General features: G+C 66.8%; 17 protein-coding genes. 14 read left to right on the top strand and 3 right to left on the bottom strand.

The window, feature by feature from the left end:
• Positions 1 to 2: 2 nt before the first annotated feature.
• Positions 3 to 500: a MarR family winged helix-turn-helix transcriptional regulator gene (locus tag AC5Y49_RS18325; protein ID WP_499889532.1), complete on the bottom strand. Its 498-nt coding sequence runs from the start codon at positions 498 to 500 to the stop codon at positions 3 to 5.
• Between the two features lie 66 nt (positions 501 to 566).
• Here AC5Y49_RS18325 and AC5Y49_RS18320 point away from each other — a divergent pair, with 66 nt between their 5' ends.
• The gene (locus AC5Y49_RS18320; protein ID WP_499889531.1) at positions 567 to 1,553 is read left to right on the top strand and encodes an NAD(P)H-quinone oxidoreductase; all 987 of its coding nucleotides are present in this window, start codon (positions 567 to 569) and stop codon (positions 1,551 to 1,553) included.
• Here the strand turns inward: AC5Y49_RS18320 and AC5Y49_RS18315 are convergent.
• Positions 1,550 to 2,746, bottom strand: a complete 1,197-nt coding sequence (locus tag AC5Y49_RS18315; RefSeq protein WP_499889529.1) for a cysteine desulfurase-like protein — start codon at positions 2,744 to 2,746, stop codon at positions 1,550 to 1,552. The genes AC5Y49_RS18320 and AC5Y49_RS18315 overlap by 4 nt on opposite strands.
• A gap of 110 nt (positions 2,747 to 2,856) precedes the next feature.
• On the opposite strand from AC5Y49_RS18315, the gene AC5Y49_RS18310 reads away from it, so the two are divergent.
• The 6 genes from AC5Y49_RS18310 (at position 2,857) to AC5Y49_RS18285 (ending at position 8,284) form a co-directional block, all read left to right on the top strand.
• Entirely contained in the window at positions 2,857 to 4,875 is a 2,019-nt protein-coding gene (locus tag AC5Y49_RS18310) for a DUF6541 family protein (RefSeq protein WP_499889527.1), read from the top strand.
• On the top strand, positions 4,872 to 5,402 hold the full coding sequence (locus AC5Y49_RS18305) for a bacterial proteasome activator family protein (RefSeq protein WP_499889525.1): 531 nt from the start codon (positions 4,872 to 4,874) through the stop codon (positions 5,400 to 5,402). Before AC5Y49_RS18310 ends, AC5Y49_RS18305 begins: the two co-directional genes overlap by 4 nt.
• A 7-nt stretch (positions 5,403 to 5,409) precedes the next feature.
• Positions 5,410 to 6,222 (top strand): galactan export ABC transporter ATP-binding subunit Wzt/RfbE, encoded by an 813-nt coding sequence (gene wzt / locus AC5Y49_RS18300; RefSeq protein WP_499889562.1) that lies wholly within the window; start codon positions 5,410 to 5,412, stop codon positions 6,220 to 6,222.
• Positions 6,223 to 6,235: 13 nt separating this feature from the next.
• Positions 6,236 to 7,141 carry a galactofuranosyltransferase GlfT1 gene (gene glfT1 / locus AC5Y49_RS18295; protein WP_499889523.1) on the top strand — a complete coding sequence of 302 codons (906 nt, stop codon included), beginning with the start codon at positions 6,236 to 6,238 and terminating at the stop codon, positions 7,139 to 7,141.
• Complete coding sequence (gene wzm / locus AC5Y49_RS18290; protein ID WP_499889521.1) at positions 7,138 to 7,968, top strand: galactan export ABC transporter permease subunit Wzm/RfbD; 831 nt, start codon at positions 7,138 to 7,140, stop codon at positions 7,966 to 7,968. Before glfT1 ends, wzm begins: the two co-directional genes overlap by 4 nt.
• 100 nt (positions 7,969 to 8,068) lie before the next feature.
• On the top strand, positions 8,069 to 8,284 hold the full coding sequence (locus AC5Y49_RS18285) for a CsbD family protein (protein WP_499889520.1): 216 nt from the start codon (positions 8,069 to 8,071) through the stop codon (positions 8,282 to 8,284).
• A gap of 9 nt (positions 8,285 to 8,293) precedes the next feature.
• Here AC5Y49_RS18285 and AC5Y49_RS18280 read toward each other — a convergent pair whose 3' ends face one another.
• Positions 8,294 to 9,085 carry a DJ-1/PfpI family protein gene (locus AC5Y49_RS18280; RefSeq protein ID WP_499889518.1) on the bottom strand — a complete coding sequence of 264 codons (792 nt, stop codon included), beginning with the start codon at positions 9,083 to 9,085 and terminating at the stop codon, positions 8,294 to 8,296.
• Between the two features lie 189 nt (positions 9,086 to 9,274).
• On the opposite strand from AC5Y49_RS18280, the gene AC5Y49_RS18275 reads away from it, so the two are divergent.
• The 7 genes from AC5Y49_RS18275 (at position 9,275) to AC5Y49_RS18245 (ending at position 20,949) form a co-directional block, all read left to right on the top strand.
• Positions 9,275 to 9,760 carry a GreA/GreB family elongation factor gene (locus tag AC5Y49_RS18275; RefSeq protein ID WP_499889517.1) on the top strand — a complete coding sequence of 162 codons (486 nt, stop codon included), beginning with the start codon at positions 9,275 to 9,277 and terminating at the stop codon, positions 9,758 to 9,760.
• 25 nt (positions 9,761 to 9,785) lie between these two features.
• Positions 9,786 to 10,199 (top strand): GtrA family protein, encoded by a 414-nt coding sequence (locus AC5Y49_RS18270; protein ID WP_499889515.1) that lies wholly within the window; start codon positions 9,786 to 9,788, stop codon positions 10,197 to 10,199.
• 33 nt (positions 10,200 to 10,232) lie between these two features.
• Positions 10,233 to 11,612, top strand: a complete 1,380-nt coding sequence (gene dprE1, locus AC5Y49_RS18265; protein ID WP_499889514.1) for a decaprenylphosphoryl-beta-D-ribose oxidase — start codon at positions 10,233 to 10,235, stop codon at positions 11,610 to 11,612.
• Positions 11,613 to 12,377 (top strand): decaprenylphospho-beta-D-erythro-pentofuranosid-2-ulose 2-reductase, encoded by a 765-nt coding sequence (gene dprE2, locus AC5Y49_RS18260; RefSeq protein WP_499889512.1) that lies wholly within the window; start codon positions 11,613 to 11,615, stop codon positions 12,375 to 12,377. It begins immediately after the preceding gene.
• Positions 12,378 to 12,382: 5 nt separating this feature from the next.
• Complete coding sequence (locus AC5Y49_RS18255; RefSeq protein WP_499889510.1) at positions 12,383 to 14,311, top strand: galactan 5-O-arabinofuranosyltransferase; 1,929 nt, start codon at positions 12,383 to 12,385, stop codon at positions 14,309 to 14,311.
• A 44-nt stretch (positions 14,312 to 14,355) separates the two neighbouring features.
• Positions 14,356 to 17,595 carry an arabinosyltransferase domain-containing protein gene (locus AC5Y49_RS18250; RefSeq protein ID WP_499889508.1) on the top strand — a complete coding sequence of 1,080 codons (3,240 nt, stop codon included), beginning with the start codon at positions 14,356 to 14,358 and terminating at the stop codon, positions 17,593 to 17,595.
• A 75-nt stretch (positions 17,596 to 17,670) separates the two neighbouring features.
• The gene (locus tag AC5Y49_RS18245; RefSeq protein ID WP_499889506.1) at positions 17,671 to 20,949 is read left to right on the top strand and encodes an arabinosyltransferase domain-containing protein; all 3,279 of its coding nucleotides are present in this window, start codon (positions 17,671 to 17,673) and stop codon (positions 20,947 to 20,949) included.

Here is a 20,949-nt window from a genome sequence, read left to right as displayed (position 1 = left end):
GCCTAGGTCCGGTTGCCCGACAGCTTCAGCGCGGCGGCGATCCGACGACAGTTCTCTCCCGTCGCCGAGATCTGCGACCGCGACAATGGGCCGAGAAAATGGGTGCGCACATCTTCGGCATAGGTGACCAGGGCCTGCGTCGCCACCACCCGGCCGTCGTCGGTAATGGTGGCCACTACGCCACGTCGGTCGTCGCGGCTGGCCTCCCGCCGCACCAGCCCTTGCAACTCGAGACGACCGATCTGCCGGGTCAGCCGGCTCGGCAAGGCCGGCAGCGCCTCGGCCAGATCACCCATCCGGAGGGAGCCGCCGGGCGCGCTGCAGAGCAAGTCCAACACCCGGACATCGATCAGGGACAGCTGGTGGACGTCGACCAGCCGGCGGTTGAGCGTCGCATACAAACGCAGCGCGGCATCCAAGAAGTTCTGCCACGACTTCTGTTCGGCGATATCCAGCCCGGGCATCTCACTGGCAGTCCAGCCGGCGATGAGGCCGCCCATCCCGTCATGCTATGCGACACATCGTCTTTGGAACAGCCGGAATTCCCAGGTAGTAGCGTGTCGGGAATGCACGCCATCGTCGCTGAATCCGCCGATCAACTTCTGTGGCAGCAAGTGCCCGACGCCAAGCCGGGCCGCGGCGAGGTGCTGATCAAGGTCAGCGCCGCCGGCGTCAACCGCGCCGATGTGCTGCAGGCCGCCGGTCGCTACCCGGCGCCGCCGGGCGCCAGCGAACTGCTCGGCATGGAGGTGTCCGGTGTCGTCGCCGAGGCGGGCGACGATGTCGCCGAATGGTCGGCCGGGCAAGAAGTCTGCGCTTTGCTGGCCGGCGGCGGATACGCCGAGTATGTCGCTGTTCCCGCAGGTCAGGTCATGCCGATCCCGGAGGGTATCGACTTGCACGATGCCGCCGGGTTGCCCGAAGTCGCATGCACAGTGTGGTCGAACCTGGTGCTGACAGCCGAGTTATCCGAAGGCCAGCTAATCCTGATCCACGGCGGCGCCAGCGGTGTGGGCAGCCACGCCATCCAAATCGCCCGTGCGTTGGGCGCCCGGGTAGCGATCACGGCCGGGTCCCCCGCCAAGCTGAAACTTTGCCGCGAACTGGGCGCCGAGATCACCATCGCCTATCGCGACGAGGACTTCGTCGCGCGGGTGAAAGAGGCCAGCGACGGCGCGGACGTGATCCTGGACATCATGGGCGCGGCCTACCTGGACCGCAACATCGACGCGCTGGCCGCCGACGGCAAGCTGGTCATCATTGGTATGCAGGGCGGCGTCAAGGGTGAGCTCAACATCGGTAAGTTGATCAGCAAACGAGCGCAGGTCATCGGGACGGCGTTGCGGGGACGGCCGGTGACGGGTCCCAGCGGCAAGAGCGCTGTCGTCGACGCGGTGCGGCAGTCGGTGTGGCCGATGTTTGCCGACGGCCGCGTTCGCCCGGTCATCGGTGCCCGGATGCCGATTCAGCAGGCCGCCGAGGCGCATCGAATGCTCACCTCGGGCGGGGTGACCGGAAAGATCGTGCTGACGCTGGACGAATCGGCCAGCTAGCCAAGCGAGGCCAGCGCGCGGACCAACTGGTCGACCTCCGCCATGGTCGAGTAATGCGCCAGACCGACTGTGACCGCGCCGCCCACGTCGTTGACACCGATCACGTCGAGCACCCGCGAGCTGGCATTGGAGATCGCCAGAATCCCGTTGTCGGCCAACCGTTGCACCACCCGCTCGGCCGGCACCTCGTGGACGGCGAAGCTGACGACAGGTATCCGCGCCTCGGGCCGACCGATCACCATCACCAAGGGCAGCGACCGCAACGAGGTCATCAGGTAATCGAATATCCGGCTCATGTAGGACGCGGCGGATTCCATCGAAACGGCGAGGCGTTCGCGTCTGCTTCCGCGCGCCGATTCGTCGAGCGACGCGAGGTACTCGACGCTGGCGACCAATCCGGCCAGCAGCCCGAATTGGTGCACGCCGACTTCCAGCCGGGCCGGACCGGCCGCCTGCGGGTTCGTCGACACCGAGCCAAAAGAATTGATCAGCGAGGCATCGCGAAATACCAACGCTCCGATCGGCGGACCGCCCCACCCGACTGCGTTCACTGCCAACACGTCGGCGTCGATCTCGTCGAGGTCGATCAGTCGGTAGGGCGCCGCGGCGGAGTGGTCCACGACCACCAGACCGCCGACGTCATGGATCAACTTGGTTGCCGCACGCAGATCCGTGACGGTGCCCAGCGTTCCCGACGCCGACGTCACAGCGACCAAGCGCGTCGATTTGCCGATCAGGCTCTCCCACTGCCAGGTCGGCAGCTCACCGGTCTCGATATCGACCTCAGCCCACTTCACCTTGGCGCCGAATCGGTTTGCTGCACGCAGCCACGGGGCGATATTCGCCTCGTCGTCCAGGCGGGTGACGATCACCTCGTAGCCCAGCCCCGCCCGTGAGGACGACGCATCGGCCAACGATGCCAGCAAAACCGCACGATCGGCACCCAGCACCACCGCACGCGGATCGGCGCCCACCAGGTCGGCCACCGCAGCCCGCGCGGCTTCCAGCACGGCGGCGCTGCGCTGTGCCGACGGATGCGGGCCGGTGGCGCTGGGGAACGATCCGCGGAACGCGGTCGACACCGTGGTGGCCACCGAGTCGGGGATCAGCATCCCCGCCGGCGCGTCGAAGTGCACCCACCCGTCTCCCAGCGACGGGTGTAGTCCGCGCACCCGGGCGACGTCGTATGCCATGCCAGCCACCTTAAGAATCCCGCAAATTCCGCAAACCGTGACGGTAGCGGGGCGCCCGGATGCGTCCCCGCCGTCCCGAGCCAGGTCACCCGGCCAGCCATACTAGTCCAGTGGCGCTGACGTTCGGAACGCTGATCGCACTGTTTTTGCTGATCGTGCCGGGGGCAATCGTCGCCCGCAGCGCTCAGCTAACTTGGCCCATTGCCCTGGCGGTTGGCCCGGCGCTGACCTACGGCGTCGTCGCGCTGGCCATCATTCCCTTCGGTGCCGTCGGAATCCCTTGGAACGCTTGGACAGCTCTGGCTGCGCTCGCGGTGGTGACGGTGCTGGCGGCCGGTTTGCGGGTGGGATTGGCCCGCTACCGCGACGTAGCCGGCGAATCGCGGTCGGTCGCCGGCCGGCCCGCGTGGACGGTGGCTGTCGGAGTGCTGTTGGGAGCGCTGCTGATCTGGTTCGCGGCGCTGCGCGGCATCCCCCACTGGCAATCGATCCCCAGCACCTGGGACGCGGTCTGGCACGCCAACACCGTCCGGTTCATCCTCGACACCGGCCAGGCGTCCTCGACTCATATGGGCGAGCTTCGCAACGTGGGCACCCACGACGTGCTCTACTACCCGTCGGCATTTCACGCGCTGATTGCGGTGGATTGCCAGCTGACCGGCGCCGCCCCCACCACCGCCTACACGCTGAGCTCATTGGCGGCGGCCATCTGGCTGTTCCCGGTCAGCGCCGCGGTGCTCACCTGGCGGGTGGTGCGCGCACATACCACCGTGGAACGCACCGCCTGGGCAGCGGCTGCCGCGGCGGTGCTGTCGGCGTCGTTCACCGCGGTGCCCTACATCGAGTTCGACACCGCCGCGATGCCCAACCTGACGGCCTACGGATTGGCGGTACCGGCTTTTGTGCTGGTCACCTCCACGTTGCGGCACCGCGACCGGATTCCGTTAGCAGTGCTGGCGTTGGTTGGGGTCTTTTCGGTGCACATCACCGGCGGCATCGTCGCCGTCCTGTTGCTTGCCGGGTGGTGGTTGCTGGAGGCGCTTCGTGACCCGGTGCGTGGCCGCCTTTCCGACGTCGGGACGCTGGCCGCCGTCGCGGTGTCGACCGGGTTGGTGCTGTTGCCCCAATTCCTTGTGGTGAAAAAGCAGGAAGACATCATCGCCGGGCATTCCTTTCTCACCTACCTGAGCACAAAGCGGGGATTGTTCGACGCGGTATTTCAGCATTCCCGCCACCTCAACGATTTCCCGGTGCAGTACGCGCTGACCGTTTTGGCAGCCATCGGCGGGCTGGTGCTGCTGATCAAGATGATCTGGTGGCCGCTGGCGGTGTGGTTGCTCCTGATCGTGATGAACGTCGACGCGGGAACACCATTGGGTGGCCCGGTGGGAGCGGTCGCCGGTTTGTTCGGCGAGTTCTTCTACAAAGACCCGCGCCGGATAGCGGCGGCGACGACGCTGCTGCTGACACCGATGGCCGCGATCGGACTGCTGGCACTGGTTGTGCTGCTGGTGGCGGTGCTAAGTGGCGCTGTCCCTCTTCGCGCGCTGCGCGCGCTCATCGCCCAGCGCCGGGCCAAACGCCTAGCTGGTCGGCAGCTATCCGCCCCGACCCTGGGCGCAGCCACCGCAATAGCGCTGTTGGCCGTCACGCTGATCAGCGCCTGGCACTACTTTCCACGGCATCGATTCTTGTTCGGTAACAAGTACGACTCGGTGATGGTCGACCAGCGGGACCTCGAGGCGATGGCATACCTGTCCCGGCTGCCCGGCGCGCGCACCACGCTGATCGGAAACGGCAACACCGACGGCACGGCGTGGATGTATGCGGTGGCCGGCTTGCACCCGCTGTGGACGCACTACGACTACCCGGTGCAGCAGGGCCCGGGCTACAACCGCTTCATCTTCTGGGCTTATGCCGATGATGCTGATACCGACCCGCGAGTAGCCGAGGCAGTTCGGGTACTCGATATCCGCTACGTCCTGACCAGCAAGCCGATCGTCAGGGGGTTTGCAATGCCCGACGGGCTAGTGTCACTCGAGAAGTCCACGTCGTGGGTGAAAATCTATGACAACGGCGAAGCCCGGATCTACGAGTGGCGCGGCGCCCCTACGACTCCTAGAACATGAGGATGGTGACTGGATTGAGTACCTCGAATGATGACGACAACATCGAGATCATCGGCGGCATCGACCCGCGGCTGATCGGGGCAAGCGACGATGACGACTCCGATGACCGCTCGCTGACCGACCTCGTCGAGCAGCCCGCCAAGGTGATGCGGATCGGCACCATGATCAAACAGCTGCTCGAAGAGGTCCGGGCGGCCCCGCTCGACGAGGCCAGCCGCAGCCGGCTCCGCGAAATCCACGCCACCAGCATCCGCGAGCTCGAGGAGGGGCTGGCGCCCGAACTGCGCGACGAACTCGACCGATTGACGTTGCCGTTCAGCAACGAAACCCCCTCCGACGCCGAGCTGCGCATCGCCCAGGCCCAGTTGGTCGGCTGGCTGGAAGGGCTGTTCCACGGAATCCAGACCGCGCTGTTCGCCCAGCAGATGGCCGCACGCGCCCAGCTCGAACAGATGCGTCAGGGCGCCCTGCCGCCCGGTATCGGCCGCGCGGGCGGGCACGGTCCGGGCACCGGGCAATACCTGTAAGCAGACGCTGGTGAGCACACCGCAGATCGAGACGCGCGATGCGTGGGTGGAGTTTCCCATCTTCGACGCCAAATCGCGCTCGTTGAAAAAGGCGTTCCTCGGCAAGGCCGGCGGGACGATCGGGCGTAACGCGTCCAACGTGGTCGTCGTCGAGGCGCTGCGGGACATCAGCATGTCGCTGAGCCTGGGCGACCGGGTCGGCCTGGTCGGTCACAACGGGGCCGGGAAATCGACTCTGCTGCGGCTGCTTTCGGGGATCTACGAGCCGACGCGGGGTTCGGCTTCGGTCACCGGCCGGGTGGCGCCGGTCTTCGATCTCGGCGTCGGCATGGACCCGGAGATTTCCGGTTACGAGAACATCATCATCCGCGGCCTTTTCCTGGGCCAGACCCGGCGCCAGATGCTGGCCAAGGTCGACGAGATCGCCGAGTTCACCGAACTGGGTGATTACCTGTCGATGCCGTTGCGCACCTATTCCACCGGGATGCGGGTGCGGCTGGCGATGGGTGTGGTGACCAGTATCGACCCGGAGATCCTGCTGCTCGACGAGGGTATCGGCGCGGTGGACGCCGAGTTCCTGAAGAAGGCCCAGACCCGGCTGCAGCGGCTGGTGGAGCGGTCGGGGATCCTGGTTTTCGCCAGCCATTCCAACGAGTTTCTGGCCCGGCTGTGTAAGACCGCGATGTGGATTGACCACGGCAGTATCCGGCTCACCGGCGGCATCGAAGACGTCATACGGGCCTACGAGGGCGAGGACGCCGCCCGACATGTGCGCGAGGTGCTGGCCGAGACCGCGGCCGGCGAGGGGGTGTCGGGATGAGGAGGAGCGGCGCATGAGCACAGTGTGTGCTGTCGTGGTCACCCATCGGCGCCCCGACGAGCTGACCAAGTCGCTGGATGTGCTGACCACCCAGAGCCGGCTGCCCGACCACTTGATTGTGGTCGACAACGGCAACCAGGACCGGGTCCGGGAGATGGTAACCGGCCAGCCGATCCCCACGACCTACCTTGGTTCGCGCCGAAACCTCGGTGGGGCAGGGGGTTTCGCGCTGGGCATTCTGCGGGCTTTATCGCTGGGCGCGGATTGGGTGTGGCTGGCCGACGACGACGGCCACCCGGCCGACACCGAGGTGCTGACCACCCTGCTGGCCTGCGCGCAGCGGTACGGCCTGGCCGAAGTCTCGCCGATGGTGTGCAATGCCGACGACCCGCAGCGGTTGGCGTTCCCGCTGCGGCGCGGCTTGGTGTGGCGCAGGTTGGTCAGCGAATTGCGCACCGACTCCCACCAGGATCTGCTCCCGGGAATCGCGTCGCTGTTCAACGGGGCGCTGTTTGCCGCCTCGACGTTCGACGCGATCGGTGTCCCCGACCTGCGCTTGTTCATCCGCGGCGACGAGGTCGAAATGCACCGCCGGCTGGTGCGCTCCGGCCTGTCGTTCGGGACGTGCCTGACCACGTCGTATCTGCACCCCTGCGGATCCGCCGAGTTCAAGCCGATCCTGGGCGGGCGGATGCACACCCAGTACCCCGACGACGCCGCCAAGCGGTACTTCACCTACCGCAACCGCGGCTATCTGCTCTCGCAGCCGGGACTGCGTCGACTGCTTCCCCAGGAATGGCTGCGGTTCGGCTGGTTCTTCCTGGTTTCTCGCCGCGACCCGGCCGGGCTGGCGGAGTGGTTCAGGTTGCGGCGGTTGGGACGTCGCGAACAATTCGGCCGACCCGGGGGGCCTGCATGACGATTGTTGACGCCGCGGCCCAGTCCAAGACGTTCTCCCGCGCCTGGCGCGATCTGACCCACGGTTTCCGACGTCGCGAGCTATGGCTGCACCTGGGCTGGCAGGACATCAAGCAGCGGTACCGCCGCAGCGTGCTCGGCCCGTTCTGGATCACGATCGCAACGGGCACCACCGCCGTCGCGATGGGCGGCCTGTACTCCAAGCTGTTTCACCTCGAGTTGGCGGTGCACCTGCCCTACGTCACGCTCGGGTTGATCATCTGGAATCTGATCAACGCCGCCATCATGGAAGGCGCCGACGTGTTCGTCGCCAACGAGGGGTTGATCAAACAGTTGCCGGCGCCGCTGAGTTTGCACGTCTACCGGCTGGTCTGGCGGCAGGTGATCCTGTTCGCCCACAACATCGTTATCTACGTCGTCATCGCGATCATCTACCCCAAACCGTGGTCGTGGGCCGATTTGACCGTGATCCCGGCGCTGGCGCTGATCGTGCTCAACGCCGTGTGGGTCTCGCTGTGCTTCGGCATTCTGGCCACCCGCTACCGCGACATCGGCCCGCTGCTGTTCTCCGTCGTGCAGTTGCTGTTCTTCATGACGCCGATCATCTGGAACGACGACACGCTGCGGCAGCAGGGCGCCGGCCGGTGGGGCAAGATCGTCGAACTCAACCCGCTGTTGCACTACTTGGACATCGTGCGCGCGCCGCTACTGGGCGCCCAGCAAGAACTGCGGCACTGGGTGGTGGTGCTGGTGCTCACAGTCGTCGGTTGGGTGCTGGCGGCCGTTGCAATGCGCCAATACCGTGCGCGCGTGCCGTATTGGGTGTAGCCGTCGCATCTCAGTGCGTTAGCCAGGCAGCGTTTGGCGCTGGCCGTCGGTTGACCACCGTCCGCCGCGGGTATGCGGGGAAGCGGACAAAGGAGTCGTTATGAGTTTGACCGACAAGGCCAGAAACAAGTTGCAGAACGTGAAGGGCAGAACCAAAGAAACCCTTGGCCGCGCCACCGGAGACCGCGACTTGGAAAACCGCGGTGTCGGCGATCGGATCGGATCGGATTTGAAGGACGCCGGCGAAAAGGTCAAGGACGCGTTACGTGGACGTGGACGTGGACGTGGTCGCGGACGCGGCCAGCGGCGGGTTTGACCCTGACAGTCAGCTGTCGCGTCGCACCTTGCTGACGAACGCGGCGCCGAACGCCGCTGCCGAGTACGGATCCTGTCCGGTGATCAGTTCGCGGTCCTCGACGACCTTGCTGCCCATCGGCAATACCGTCTGCTGAACTTTGGCGCCGCGGGAGGCCAACAGCTGAGTCGGATCGTCGATGAGGTGTCCGCGGAAGCGGCGCGCCAGCGGGATGGTCGACAACATGGTGTCGACGCCGGTCTTGAAGCACGTCATCCGGTAGCCGTCGTAGATCCAGCGGCCGTCGATCCTCGGCGCCGCGGCGAGCGCCGCCGGAGCATGACAGATCAAGCCGGTGGTGCGTTGCGTGTCATGGAAATAGCGCACCAGGGCCCCGAAGTCGTCGTTGAGTGACTCATCGACGAACAGGTCGCGGTGCAGCAAATCGACCAGCGGCGCGTGCCCGCCCGGCACAAAGAGTGCGTCGAAACCGGCCAATCGTTGGTCGTCGTGAGCGATCTCCTCGAGTTTGGCGGGTTGGGCGAGACCGAGTTCCAGAAGCCGTCGATAACTGGACAGTGCCGCCTCGCGCTTTCCTCGCGACAGGCCGAAATACATCAGGCTGCACGACGTCCCGTCGATGGTAGGGATGCGCGCACCGGGTGTCGCGAAAGACAACTCAAAGCCCGCGGCCAGCATCGCGTCGGTCGGCTCGACCAACTCGCCGAGGTATGTGCCGGTCGGCTCGCTGCGGCCTTCCCGCAGCGGAATTCGGTCAGCCGCTGACACCACAACCAGCACGCGCGGGGAAGTCTTGTGCACGGGGTCGGCAGTACCCGTAATCGGTGCGGTCCAACCGCTGGGCGGTCTAGACCGGCGGGCGGATGGCCAGGTATCAAAATGCGGCCACTCATAACGAGTGCGCGGGAATATATTGACGAAACAACCACAAAAACAATCGAGGCGCTCCGGGGTGGCAATCGCCGCTGCGCCCTGAGGGACAGGTGCGAAGTGAGCGAGGAAGTCGAAGCCACCGGGCTGTCGGATGTGGCGCGCGAGCGCATCACCGCGGAGCTGGACCGGCTGCGCGAACGCCGCGACCGGCTGGAGATCGAGGTCAGAAACGACCGCGGCAGCGTCAGTGATCATGCCGATGCCGCCGATGCCATCCAGCGCGCCGACGAGCTGGCCGGCCTCGACGAGCGGATCGTCGAGCTCGACAGGCTGCTGCGCACCGGGCCGTCGCCGTCGAACGGGACCGGCGCGCTGCCCGGCGGCACCGAGGTGACCCTGCGGTTCGGCGACGGCTCGGTCGCCACGATGCAGGTGATCTCCGTTGTCGAGGAAACGTTGGTGGGCCACGAAGCCGAGACGTTGACGGCCGGCAGCCCGCTGGGACAGGCGCTGGCCGGCCGTCAGCCGGGTGACAAGGTCACCTACACGACGCCGCAAGGGGAAAGCCAGGTCGAACTGCTCGACGTGAAGTACCCGAGGTAGCCGGCCCGCCCGTAGACTTCCCGCGATGGCCGAGATCGCCCCACCGCGCGCAGACCTGAGCTTGACGACACAGGTGTGGCGGTTTGTCGTCACCGGCGGCTTGTCGGCGATCGTCGACTTCGGGCTCTATCTGGTCTTACATCGGCTGGGCTTGGCGTGGGACCCGGCCAAGATGATCAGTTGGTGTGCCGGCACCATCACCGCGTACCTGATCAACCGGCGGTGGACGTTCCAGGCACCGCCCAGCACCGCCCGGTTCCTGGTCGTGATGGCGCTGTACGGCGTCACCTTCGCCGTGCAGGTCGGGCTCAACCACCTCTGCCTGGCGTTGGCGGACTACCAGGCCTGGGCGGTTCCGGTCGCGTTCGTGATCGCGCAGGGCACCGCCTCGGTGATCAATTTCGTCGTGCAGCGCTCGGTGATCTTCCGGATGCGCTGAGGCCCCCCGGCCAGGCGGTACCCTCTTTCACTGATGTTGCCCACGTTTCCCACCACCACCAAGCGGCTGACCGGCTGGGGCCGCACTGCGCCGTCGGTGGCGCAGGTGCTGGCTACCCCGGACGCCGAGGTGATCGCTAAAGCGGTGGCCCAGGCCGCCGACGCAGGCGACCGCGGCGTGATCGCCCGCGGGCTCGGCCGCTCCTACGGCGACAACGCGCAAAACGGCGGCGGCCTGGTCATCGACATGACGCCGCTGAATCGGATTCACTCGATCAACGCCGACAGCGCCCTGGTCGACGTCGACGCCGGGGTCAACCTCGACCAGTTGATGAAAGCTGCGCTGCCGTTCGGGCTGTGGGTTCCGGTGCTGCCCGGTACCCGCCAAGTCACCATCGGCGGGGCGATCGGCTGCGATATCCACGGCAAGAATCACCACAGCGCGGGCAGCTTCGGCGATCACGTGCGATCCATGGACCTGCTGACCGCGAGCGGCGAGATCCGCCGACTCACGCCCGACGGCGACGACGCCGAACTGTTTTGGGCCACGGTCGGCGGCAACGGCCTGACCGGCATCATTTTGCGTGCCACCATCGCGATGACGCCCACCGAGACGGCGTATTTCATCGCCGACGGTGACGTCACTGCTTCGCTCGACGAGACGATCGCGTTTCACAGCGACGGCAGCGACGCCAACTACACCTACTCCGCCGCCTGGTTCGATGCCATCAGCGCACCGCCGAAGCTGGGGCGGGCGGCGATTTCCCGCGGGTCGTTGGCGACACTGGACCAGCTGCCCAAGAAGCTGCGGCGCAACCCGTTGAAGTTCGATGCGCCGCAATTACTTACGTTCCCGGACGTCTTTCCCAACGGGCTGATGAACAAGTACACGTTCACACCGGTCGGTGAGCTGTGGTACCGCAAATCGGGCACCTACCGCGGCAAGGTCCAGAACCTGACGCAGTTCTATCACCCACTCGACATGTTCGGCGAATGGAACCGTGCCTACGGCTCGGCCGGCTTCGGCCAGTACCAGTTCGTGGTGCCCACCAACGCCGTTGAGGAATTCAAAGGGATTCTGCGCGACATCCAAAAGTCCGGCCACTATTCATTTCTCAATGTGTTCAAGCTGTTCGGCGCAGGCAACCAAGCGCCACTGAGCTTCCCGATACCGGGATGGAACGTCTGCGTCGATTTCCCCATCAAGCCCGGACTCAACGAGTTCCTCAACGAACTCGACCGCCGCGTTCTGGAATTCGGTGGACGGGTCTACACCGCCAAGGATTCCCGCACCACGGCGGAGATGTTCCACGCCATGTATCCGCGCATCGACGAATGGATTGCCGTGCGCCGCAAGGTCGATCCCACCGGGGTATTCGTTTCCGATATGGCCCGACGTTTGGAGCTGCTCTAAATGGTCTTTGACGCCGTTGGTAACCCGCAGACCATTCTGCTGCTCGGGGGCACCTCCGAGATCGGGTTGGCGATCTGTGAGCGCTACCTGCAGAACACGCACGCGCGGATCGTGCTGGCCTGCCTACCCGACGACCCCGGCCGCGATGATGCCGTCGCTCAGATGAAAGCCGCCGGCGCCAAGGCGGTGGAGCTGGTCGACTTCGACGCCGTCGACACCGACAGCCATCCTCACGTGATCGGGCAAGTGTTCGCCGATGGCGATGTCGACGTCGCAATCGTCGCGTTCGGGCTGCTCGGCGATGCCGAGGAGCTGTGGCAGAATCAGCGCAAGGCCGTGCAGATCGCGGAAATCAACTACACCGCAGCCGTTTCGGTCGGCGTCTTGCTCGGCGAGAAGATGCGTGCCCAGGGTTTCGGCCAGATCATCGCAATGAGCACGGTGGCCGGCGAACGGGTGCGTCGATCCAACTTCGTCTACGGCTCCACCAAGGCCGGCTTGGACGGCTTCTACCTCGGGCTTTCAGAAGCACTGCGGGAGTATGGCGTTCGGGTTCTGGTTATCCGGCCGGGGCAGGTTCGCACCAGGATGAGTGCCCATATCAAAGAGGCGCCGTTGACGGTCGACAAAGAATATGTAGCCAACCTCGCGGTCACCGCGTCCGCGAAAGGTAAGGAATTGGTTTGGGCACCAGGAGCATTCCGCTATGTGATGATGGTGTTGCGACACATTCCGCGGGCCATCTTCCGCAAACTTCCAATCTGAGCGGCATGCGAAACGCGCTGGCCACTATCGGCCAGATGCTGATCGCCGCCGCGGTTGCCGTGGTGGTCGCGGTCGTCTCGCTGAGCGCCATCGCCAGGGTGAATTGGCCGGCTTTTCCGTCGTCGAACCAACTGCACGCGCTGACCACCGTCGGTCAGGTCAGCTGCCTCGCCGGACTGCTAGGTGCGGGGTGGCTGTGGCGGCGGGGCCGGCAGCGGCTGGCGCAACTCGGCGCGCTGGTGTTCGCGTCGGCGTTTTCGGTGGTGACGTTGGCGATGCCACTGGGCGCCACCAAGCTCTATCTATTCGGCATCTCCGTCGACCAGCAGTTCCGCACCGAATACCTAACCCGGCTGACCGATAGCGCCGCGCTGCAGGACATGACCTACATCGGGTTGCCGCCGTTCTATCCGCCAGGCTGGTTTTGGATCGGCGGACGCATCGCCGCGCTGACCGGGACACCGGCCTGGGAGATGTACAAGCCGTGGGCCATCACCTCGATCACGATCGCGGTTGCGGTGGCGCTGGTGTTGTGGTGGCGGATGATCCGGTTCGAGTACGCGCTGGTGGTCGCGACGGCCACGGCCGCGGTGACGCTGGCCTACAGCTCGCCGGAGCCCTACGCCGCGATGATCACCGTGCTGCTGCCGCCGGTGCTGATCTTGACCTGGTCCGGATTGCGCGCCGGCCAGCGTCACGCCAGTGTGACTGCGGGGAGCGAGCGCCACGCTGGCGTGACGCTCGGCGCACAAGCCGGCGGGTGGGCTGCGGTGATCGCAGCGGGCATCTTTCTCGGCTTCGCGGCCACCTTCTACACCCTGCTGCTGGCCTACAGCGCATTCACCGTCGCGCTGATGGCGGTGCTGCTGGCCGCATCCCGGTGGCGGGACGGCATCAAAGCCGCCGTAGAACCCCTGCTGCGGCTGGCTGGCATCGCTGTGATCGCCGCAGCCATCGGGGCAACCACCTGGCTGCCGTACCTGCTGCGCGCGGCACACAATCCGGTCAGCAACACCGGCAGCGCCCGGCATTACCTGCCGGCTGACGGCGCCGAGCTGACCTTCCCGATGCTGCAGTCCACCCTGCTCGGCGCGCTCTGCATGGTCGGCACCCTGTGGCTGGTGCTACGCGCCCGCGGGTCGGTGCGCGCCGGCGCGCTGGCGATCGGTGTGGCCGCCGTTTACCTCTGGTCGCTGCTGTCGATGCTCACCACGCTGGCCCGCACCACGCTGTTGTCGTTCCGGCTGCAGCCGACATTGACCGTGCTGCTGGCGGCCGCCGGGGTGTTCGGCTTCGTCGAGCTGGCGCTCGCCCTCGCCCGCAGCCGCGACCGCCGGGTCATCGGTGTGGCCATCGTGGTGGGGCTGGCCAGCGCGATCGGCTTCAGTCAGGACATTCCCGGCGTGCTGCGCCCGGACATCACCATCGCCTACACCGACACTGACGGGCACGGCCATCGTGGCGATCGCCGACCGCCCAGCGCCGAGAAGTACTACCCGGCCGTCGACGCCACGATCACCCAGCTGACCGGCAAGCCGCGCGACGAAATCGTCATGCTCACCGCCGATTACAGCTTTCTCTCCTACTACCCCTATTGGGGCTTTCAGGGGTTGACGTCGCATTACGCCAACCCGCTTGCGCAGTTCGACAGCCGGGCGGCCGCGATCAAGGCCTGGTCCAAACTCAAGTCCGCCGACCAACTCGCTCACGCGCTGGACACCTTGCCCTGGCAGCCGCCGACGGTGTTCCTGATGCGTCGCGGCGCGAACGACACTTACACGTTGCGGCTGGCCGAGGACGTCTATCCCAATCAGCCGAACGTCCGCCGTTACACCGTCGACTTCGACGCCGACCTGTTCGCCGGGCCGCGCTTCACGGTCCGGGAGATCGGGCCGTTTGTCCTGGCCGTCCGGAATCCGGGGGTAACTGGCTGATGGCGGCCGAAACCACCCGGGCCGGGGAATTAGCATCTAGGTCCGTGAGCCGCGCCGTCGACGATGCAGTGGGAAGCGATGAGGTGGAGCGGCGCCCATTGACCGACGCGGGAGCAAACCACCGGGTCGCCCGGGTCGTGGCCGTGGTCGCCGGCCTGCTCGGCGCGCTGCTGGCGATCGCCACCCCGCTGCTGCCGGTCAAGCAAACCACCGCCGAGTTGAACTGGCCGCAAAACGGTGAGCTGGGCAGTGTCGACGCGCCGCTGATCGGCTACGTGGCCACCGACCTGAACATCACCGTTCCCTGCCGAGCCGCCGCCGAACTGACCGGCGCCAAGTCGGTGCTGTTGTCCACAGTGCCCAAGCAGGCGCCGAAAGCCGTCGACCGCGGGCTGTTGATCGAACGGGTCAACGACGACCTGCTGGTCATCGTCCGCAACACACCCGTAGTGGTGGCGCCGTTGAGCCAGGTGCTCAGCGGCGCCTGCCAGAAGCTGGTGTTCACCGCGCACGCCGACAAGGTCACCGGCGAATTCGTCGGGCTGACCCAGGGGCCCAACGCCAAACAGCCCGGCGCACCGCTTCGTGGCGAACGCGGCGGCTATGACTTCCGACCGCAGATCGTCGGTGTATTCACCGATTTGAGCGGGCCGGCCCCGCCCGGCTTGACCTTCTCGGCGACCATCGACACCCGCTACAGCAGCGGGCCGACATGGCTGAAGCTGGCGGCGATGATCCTCGGGGTCTCGCTGACCGTCGCCGCATTGATCGCCCTGCACGTCCTGGACACCGCCGATTCCACCCGGCCCCGCCGTTTCCTGCCGCCGCGCTGGTGGTCGATCAGCGGGCTGGACGCCCTGGTCGCCGCGGTATTGGTGTGGTGGCACTTCGTCGGCGCCAACACCGCCGACGACGGCTACATCCTGACTATGGCCCGGGTGTCCGAACATGCCGGATACATGGCCAACTACTACCGGTGGTTCGGCACGCCCGAAGCGCCGTTCGGCTGGTACTACGACCTGCTGGCGCTGTGGGCGCACGTCACCACGGCCAGCATTTGGATGCGACTGCCCACTCTGCTGATGGCGCTGGCCTGCTGGTGGGTGATCAGCCGGGAAGTCATCCCCCGGCTCGGCGATGCGGTCAAACACAGCCGTGCCGCGGCATGGACGGCGGCCGGGGTGTTCCTGGCCTTCTGGCTGCCATTGAACAACGGGCTGCGGCCCGAGCCGATCATTGCGCTGGGCATCCTGTTGACCTGGTGTTCGGTGGAACGGGCAGTGGCCACCAGTCGGCTGCTGCCGCTGGCGGTGGCCTGCATCATCGGCGCCCTGACCCTGTTTTCCGGCCCGACCGGCATCGCTTCGATCGGCGCGCTGCTGGTGGCGATCGGGCCGCTGCGCACGATCCTGCACCGCCGTTCCAAACAGTTCGGGCTGCTGCCGCTGGTAGCGCCGGTGGCAGCCGCGGTCACCGTCACCACGATCGTGATTTTCCGCGACCAGACGTTGATGGGCGAAGCCCAGGCCAGCATGCTCAAATCCGCTGTCGGGCCCAGTTTGGCCTGGTTCGAGGAGCATGTCCGTTACGAGCGGTTGTTCCTGGCTACCCCCGACGGCTCGGTTGCGCGACGGTTCGGCGTGCTGGCGTTGCTTGTGGCACTGGCCGTGTCGGTGGCAATGTCGTTGCGCAAGGGCCGGATTCCGGGCACCGCTGTCGGGCCCAGCCGTCGGATCATCGGCATCACGATCATCTCGTTCATCGCGATGATGTTCACGCCCACCAAGTGGACCCACCACTTCGGGGTGTTCGCCGGGTTGGCCGGCTCGCTGGGTGCGCTGGCCGCGGTCGCGGTGAGCGCGGCGGCGATGCGTTCCCGGCGTAACCGCACGCTGTTTGCCGCGCTGGTGTTGTTCATCCTGGCGCTGTCATTCGCCAGTGTGAACGGCTGGTGGTACGTGTCCAATTTCGGTGTGCCGTGGTCGAATGCGTTCCCGAAATGGCATTTGGCATTCGCCACCGTGCTGGTCGGGCTGACGCTGCTGGCCCTGCTGGCGGCGGCATGGTTCCATTTCATCAACAACGGCGACTCGCCGGGACGCCGCCCGGGTTCGCGACTAGCGTCAATCATCCAGTCCCCATTGGGGATTGCTGCATGGGTGCTGATCTTCTTCCAAGTGGTGTCGCTGACGCTGGCGATGGTGGGCCAGTATCCGGCGTGGACGGTGGGCCGCTCCAACCTGCAGGCGCTGACCGGCAAGACCTGCGGGCTGGCCGAAGACGTCCTGGTGGAACAGGACCCCAACGCCGGCATGCTCACACCGGTCGGTGTGCCGGCGAAAGACGCGCTGGGCGCCGCATTTGACGAAGGTTTCGAGGCCAACGGCATTCCCGCGGACGTCTCCGCCGACCCGGTGATGGAACGCGCCGGCGACCGCAGCTTCGTCGGCGACGACGGGATGGTCACCAGCAGCGAGGCCGGCACCGAAGGCGGCACCACCGCGGCGCCGGGAATCAACGGGTCACGCGCACGGCTGCCGTACAACCTCGACCCCGCCCGCACCCCGATGCTGGGCAGCTGGCGTTCGGGTGCGCAGGTGCCCGCGGTACTGCGCTCGGCGTGGTACCGACTGCCCCCGCGCGACGAGGCCGGGCCGCTGCTGGTGGTGTCGGCAGCGGGCCGGTTCGACTCCGGCGAAGTCCAGGTCCAGTGGGCGGGTGACGACGGAGACCCAGCGGGCACAGTGAGTTTCGGTGATGTCGGAGCTTCGCCGGCCTGGCGCAATCTGCGTGCGCCGCTGGCGGCGGTACCCGACACCGCAACCCGAGTGCGGGTAATCGCCAGCGACGACGACCTGGCCCCGCAGCACTGGATCGCGCTGACCCCGCCCCGGATTCCGCGGTTGCGCACGTTGCAGGAGGTGGTGGGCTCGCAGGATCCGGTGCTGCTGGATTGGCTGGTCGGCCTGGCGTTCCCCTGCCAGCGACCGTTCGGTCATCAAAACGGTGTCATCGAGGCGCCCAAGTGGCGGATCCTGCCCGATCGGTTCGGCGCCGAGGCCAACTCGCCGGTGATGGACAACCTCGGCGGCGGCCCGCTGGGTCTGACCGAATTGCTGGACCGGGCAACCACCGTGCCGACCTATTTGAAGGACGACTGGTTCCGGGACTGGGGTGCGCTGCAGCAGTTGACGCCGTACTACCCGGCCGCGGTGCCGGCCCGCCTCGACCTTGGTTCGGCGACACGTAGCGGCCTGTGGAACCCGGCGCCGCTGCGCCGTTAGGGCGCTCGACGGTTCACGCCAACCCCGGCCCGCCGCATCACCAGAGCTGACCCCCGTCGCCTACGATCGACCCTCGTGCCCCAAGACGATAATGCGCACCGGATCGCCCGGTTGGTCGCCATCGTCGCGGGGATTGCAGGGGTGTTGCTCTGCGGCGTGGTCCCGTTGCTTCCGGTCAAGCAGACCACCGCGACGGTGCTGTGGCCGCAGGGTGCCCACGACGGCCACATCACCAGCGTCACCGCGCCCCTGGTATCTGGTGCGCCGCGGGCGCTGGACATCTCCGTCCCCTGTCCCGCCATCGCCACCCTGCCGGCCGGCGGGGGTCTGGTGCTGTCGACCCTGCCGACCGACGGTTTCGAGACCGGCAAGAACGGCCTGTTCGTCCGCGCCAACAAGGACACGGTCGTCGTCGCCTTCCGGGATTCGGTGGCCGCCGTGGCGCCCCGCCCGGCGATTGCCGCCGGTGCCTGCAGCGTGCTGCACATCTGGGCCGACGCCGGCGGCGCCGGCGCGGACTTCGTCGGCATCCCGGGCTCGGCGGGCGCCCTGGCACCCGAGAAGAAACCCCAAGTCGGCGGCGTTTTCACCGACCTGAAAGTTCCCGCGCAGCCCGGATTGTCGGCACGCATCGACATCGATACCCGTTTCATCGTCGCGCCCAGCGTGTTGAAGAAGGCCGTGATGGTTCTCGGCGGCCTGTCAGTGCTGGCCGCGATCGTCGCGCTGAGCGTCCTCGACCGAGGATCCGGCCGCCGCGCACCCCGCAACTGGCGGCATTTCTGGCGGGCGCGGCGGGCGGGAATCGCCACCTGGCTTGCGGATGCCGGCGTGCTCACCGTGCTGCTGATCTGGCACGTCATCGGCGCCATCTCGTCAGACGACGGCTACAACCTGACCATCGCGCGGGTCTCCCAACAGGCCGGATATCTGGCCAACTACTACCGGTTCTTCGGGACGACCGAAGCGCCGTTCGACTGGTATCCCGCGCTGCTGGCGCACCTGGCCGCGGTCAGCACCGCCGGGGTGTGGATGCGAGTGCCGGCCACGGTGGCCGGCATCGTCTGCTGGCTGATCATCAGCCGCTACGTGTTGCGGCGGCTCGGTCCCGGCAAGGGTGGCCTAGCCGCCAGCCGGGTGGCGGTGTGGACTGCCGGCGCGGTCTTTTTGGCCGCCTGGCTGCCGTTCAACAACGGGCTGCGCCCCGAGCCGCTGATCGCGCTGGGCGTCATTGTCACCTGGGTGCTGGTGGAGAGCGCGATCGCCACTCGACGATTGGTCCCGGCCGCCGTCGCGATCATCGTGGCGATGTTGACCGCCACGCTGGCCCCGCAGGGGTTGATCGGTATCGCCGCGCTGCTCACCGGCGCTCGCGCGATCGCCCGCATCATCGCCCGCCGCCGCGCGACCGACGGGTTGTTGGCACCGCTGATGACGTTGGCAGCCTCGCTGTCGTTGATCACCGTGGTGGTGTTCCGCTCGCAGACGCTGGCAACGGTGGCGGAGTCGGCGCGCATCAAATACAAGGTCGGTCCGACGATCGCCTGGTATCAGGAGTGGCTGCGCTACTACTTCGTCACGGTGGAGAGCAACGTCGACGGGTCGATGTCGCGGCGATTCGCGTGGCTGATCCTGTTTTTCTGCCTATTCGGTGTGCTGGTGGTGCTGCTGCGGCGCGGCCGAGTCGCCGGTCTGGCCAGCGGCGCGGTGTGGCGGCTGATCGGCACCACCGCCGTGGGTCTGCTGCTGCTGACGTTCACGCCGACGAAGTGGGCGGTGCAGTTCGGCGCGTTCGCCGGGCTGGCCGGTGCACTGGGCGCCGTCACCGCCTACGCGTTCGCCCGGGTCGGCCTGCACAGCCGCCGCAATTTGTCGCTGTATGTCACCGGGTTGCTGTTCGTGCTGGCGTGGGCGACGTCAGGGATCAACGGCTGGTTCTATGTCGGCAACTACGGGGTGCCGTGGTTCGACATCCAGCCGGTGATCGCCAGCCATCCGGTGACGTCGATGTTCCTGGCGCTCTCGATCGTGACCGGGCTGCTGGCCGCCTGGCAGCACTTCCGGCTGGACTACGCCGGGCACACCGAGGTCAAGCCCACTCGGCGCAACCGGATTCTGGCGTCCACGCCGCTGCTGGTGGTGGCCACGATCATGGTCGTCATGGAAGTGGGCTCGCTGGCCAAAGCCGCGGCCGTTCGCTACCCCATGTACACCACCGCCAAGGCCAACGTGGCTGCGCTCGAGTCGGGGCTGGCCGACACCGCTTGCGCGATGGCCGACGACCTGTTGGCCGAGCCAGACGCCAATGTTGGTCTGCTGCAGCCACTCCCGGGACAGCAGTATGGACCGGCCGGGCCGCTGGGCGGCGTGAACCCGGTCGGCTTCACCCCGACCGGGGTTGGTGAGGACCTGAGGTCTGACCCGGTGGTGTCGAAGCCCGGGCTGGTCAACTCCGACGCCTCCCCGAACAAGCCCAACGCCGCGATGAGCGACTCGGCGGGCACCGCCGGCGGTCACGGCCCGGTCGGGGTAAACGGATCACGAGCTGCGCTGCCGTTCGGCCTGGACCCGGCCCGCACCCCGGTGATCGGCAGTTACGGCGAGAACAGCCTTGCCGCCACCGCGACGTCGGCCTGGTACCAACTGCCGCCCCGCACACCGGACCGGCCGCTGGTCGTGGTCGCCGCCGCCGGTGCCATCTGGTCCTACAAAGAGGACGGCGACTTCAGCTACGGCCAGCAGCTGAAACTGGAGTGGGGCATCGCAAAGCCTGACGGCTCAACACAACCTTTGGGCCAGATGTACCCGATCGACCTCGGCCCGCAACCGGCGTGGCGCAATCTGCGGTTCCCGCTGGCCGGGGCGCCGCCGGAGGCCAATGTGGCCCGCATCGTCGCTTATGACCCCAACTTGAGCTCCGAGCAGTGGTTCGCCTTCACCCCGCCCCGGGTGCCGGTGCTGCAGAGCTTGCAGCAGCTGGTCGGATCTCGGGCGCCGGTACTGATGGACGTCGCGACCGCCGCGAATTTCCCCTGCCAGCGGCCATTCTCCGAACACCTCGGCGTCGCCGAACTTCCGGACTACCGCATCCTGCCCGACCACAAGCAGACGGCGGCGTCGTCGAACCTGTGGCAGTCGGCCGAGGATGGCGGGCCGTTCATGTTCACCACTGCGCTGCTGTGGACCTCCACCATCCCGACCTATCTGCGCGACGACTGGTACCGGGACTGGGGATCAGTGGAGCAGTACCACCGCGTGGTGCCGGCCGACCAGGCGCCGGACGCCGTCATCGACCAGGGGGTCGTCACGGTCTACGGCTGGAGCCGACAAGGGCCGATTCGAGCACTGCCATGA

This window comes from Mycobacterium sp. NGS62, from assembly GCF_059812285.1.
The sequence above is the reverse complement of the archived record's forward strand: the minus strand, read 5'-3'. Positions and strand labels throughout refer to the sequence as shown.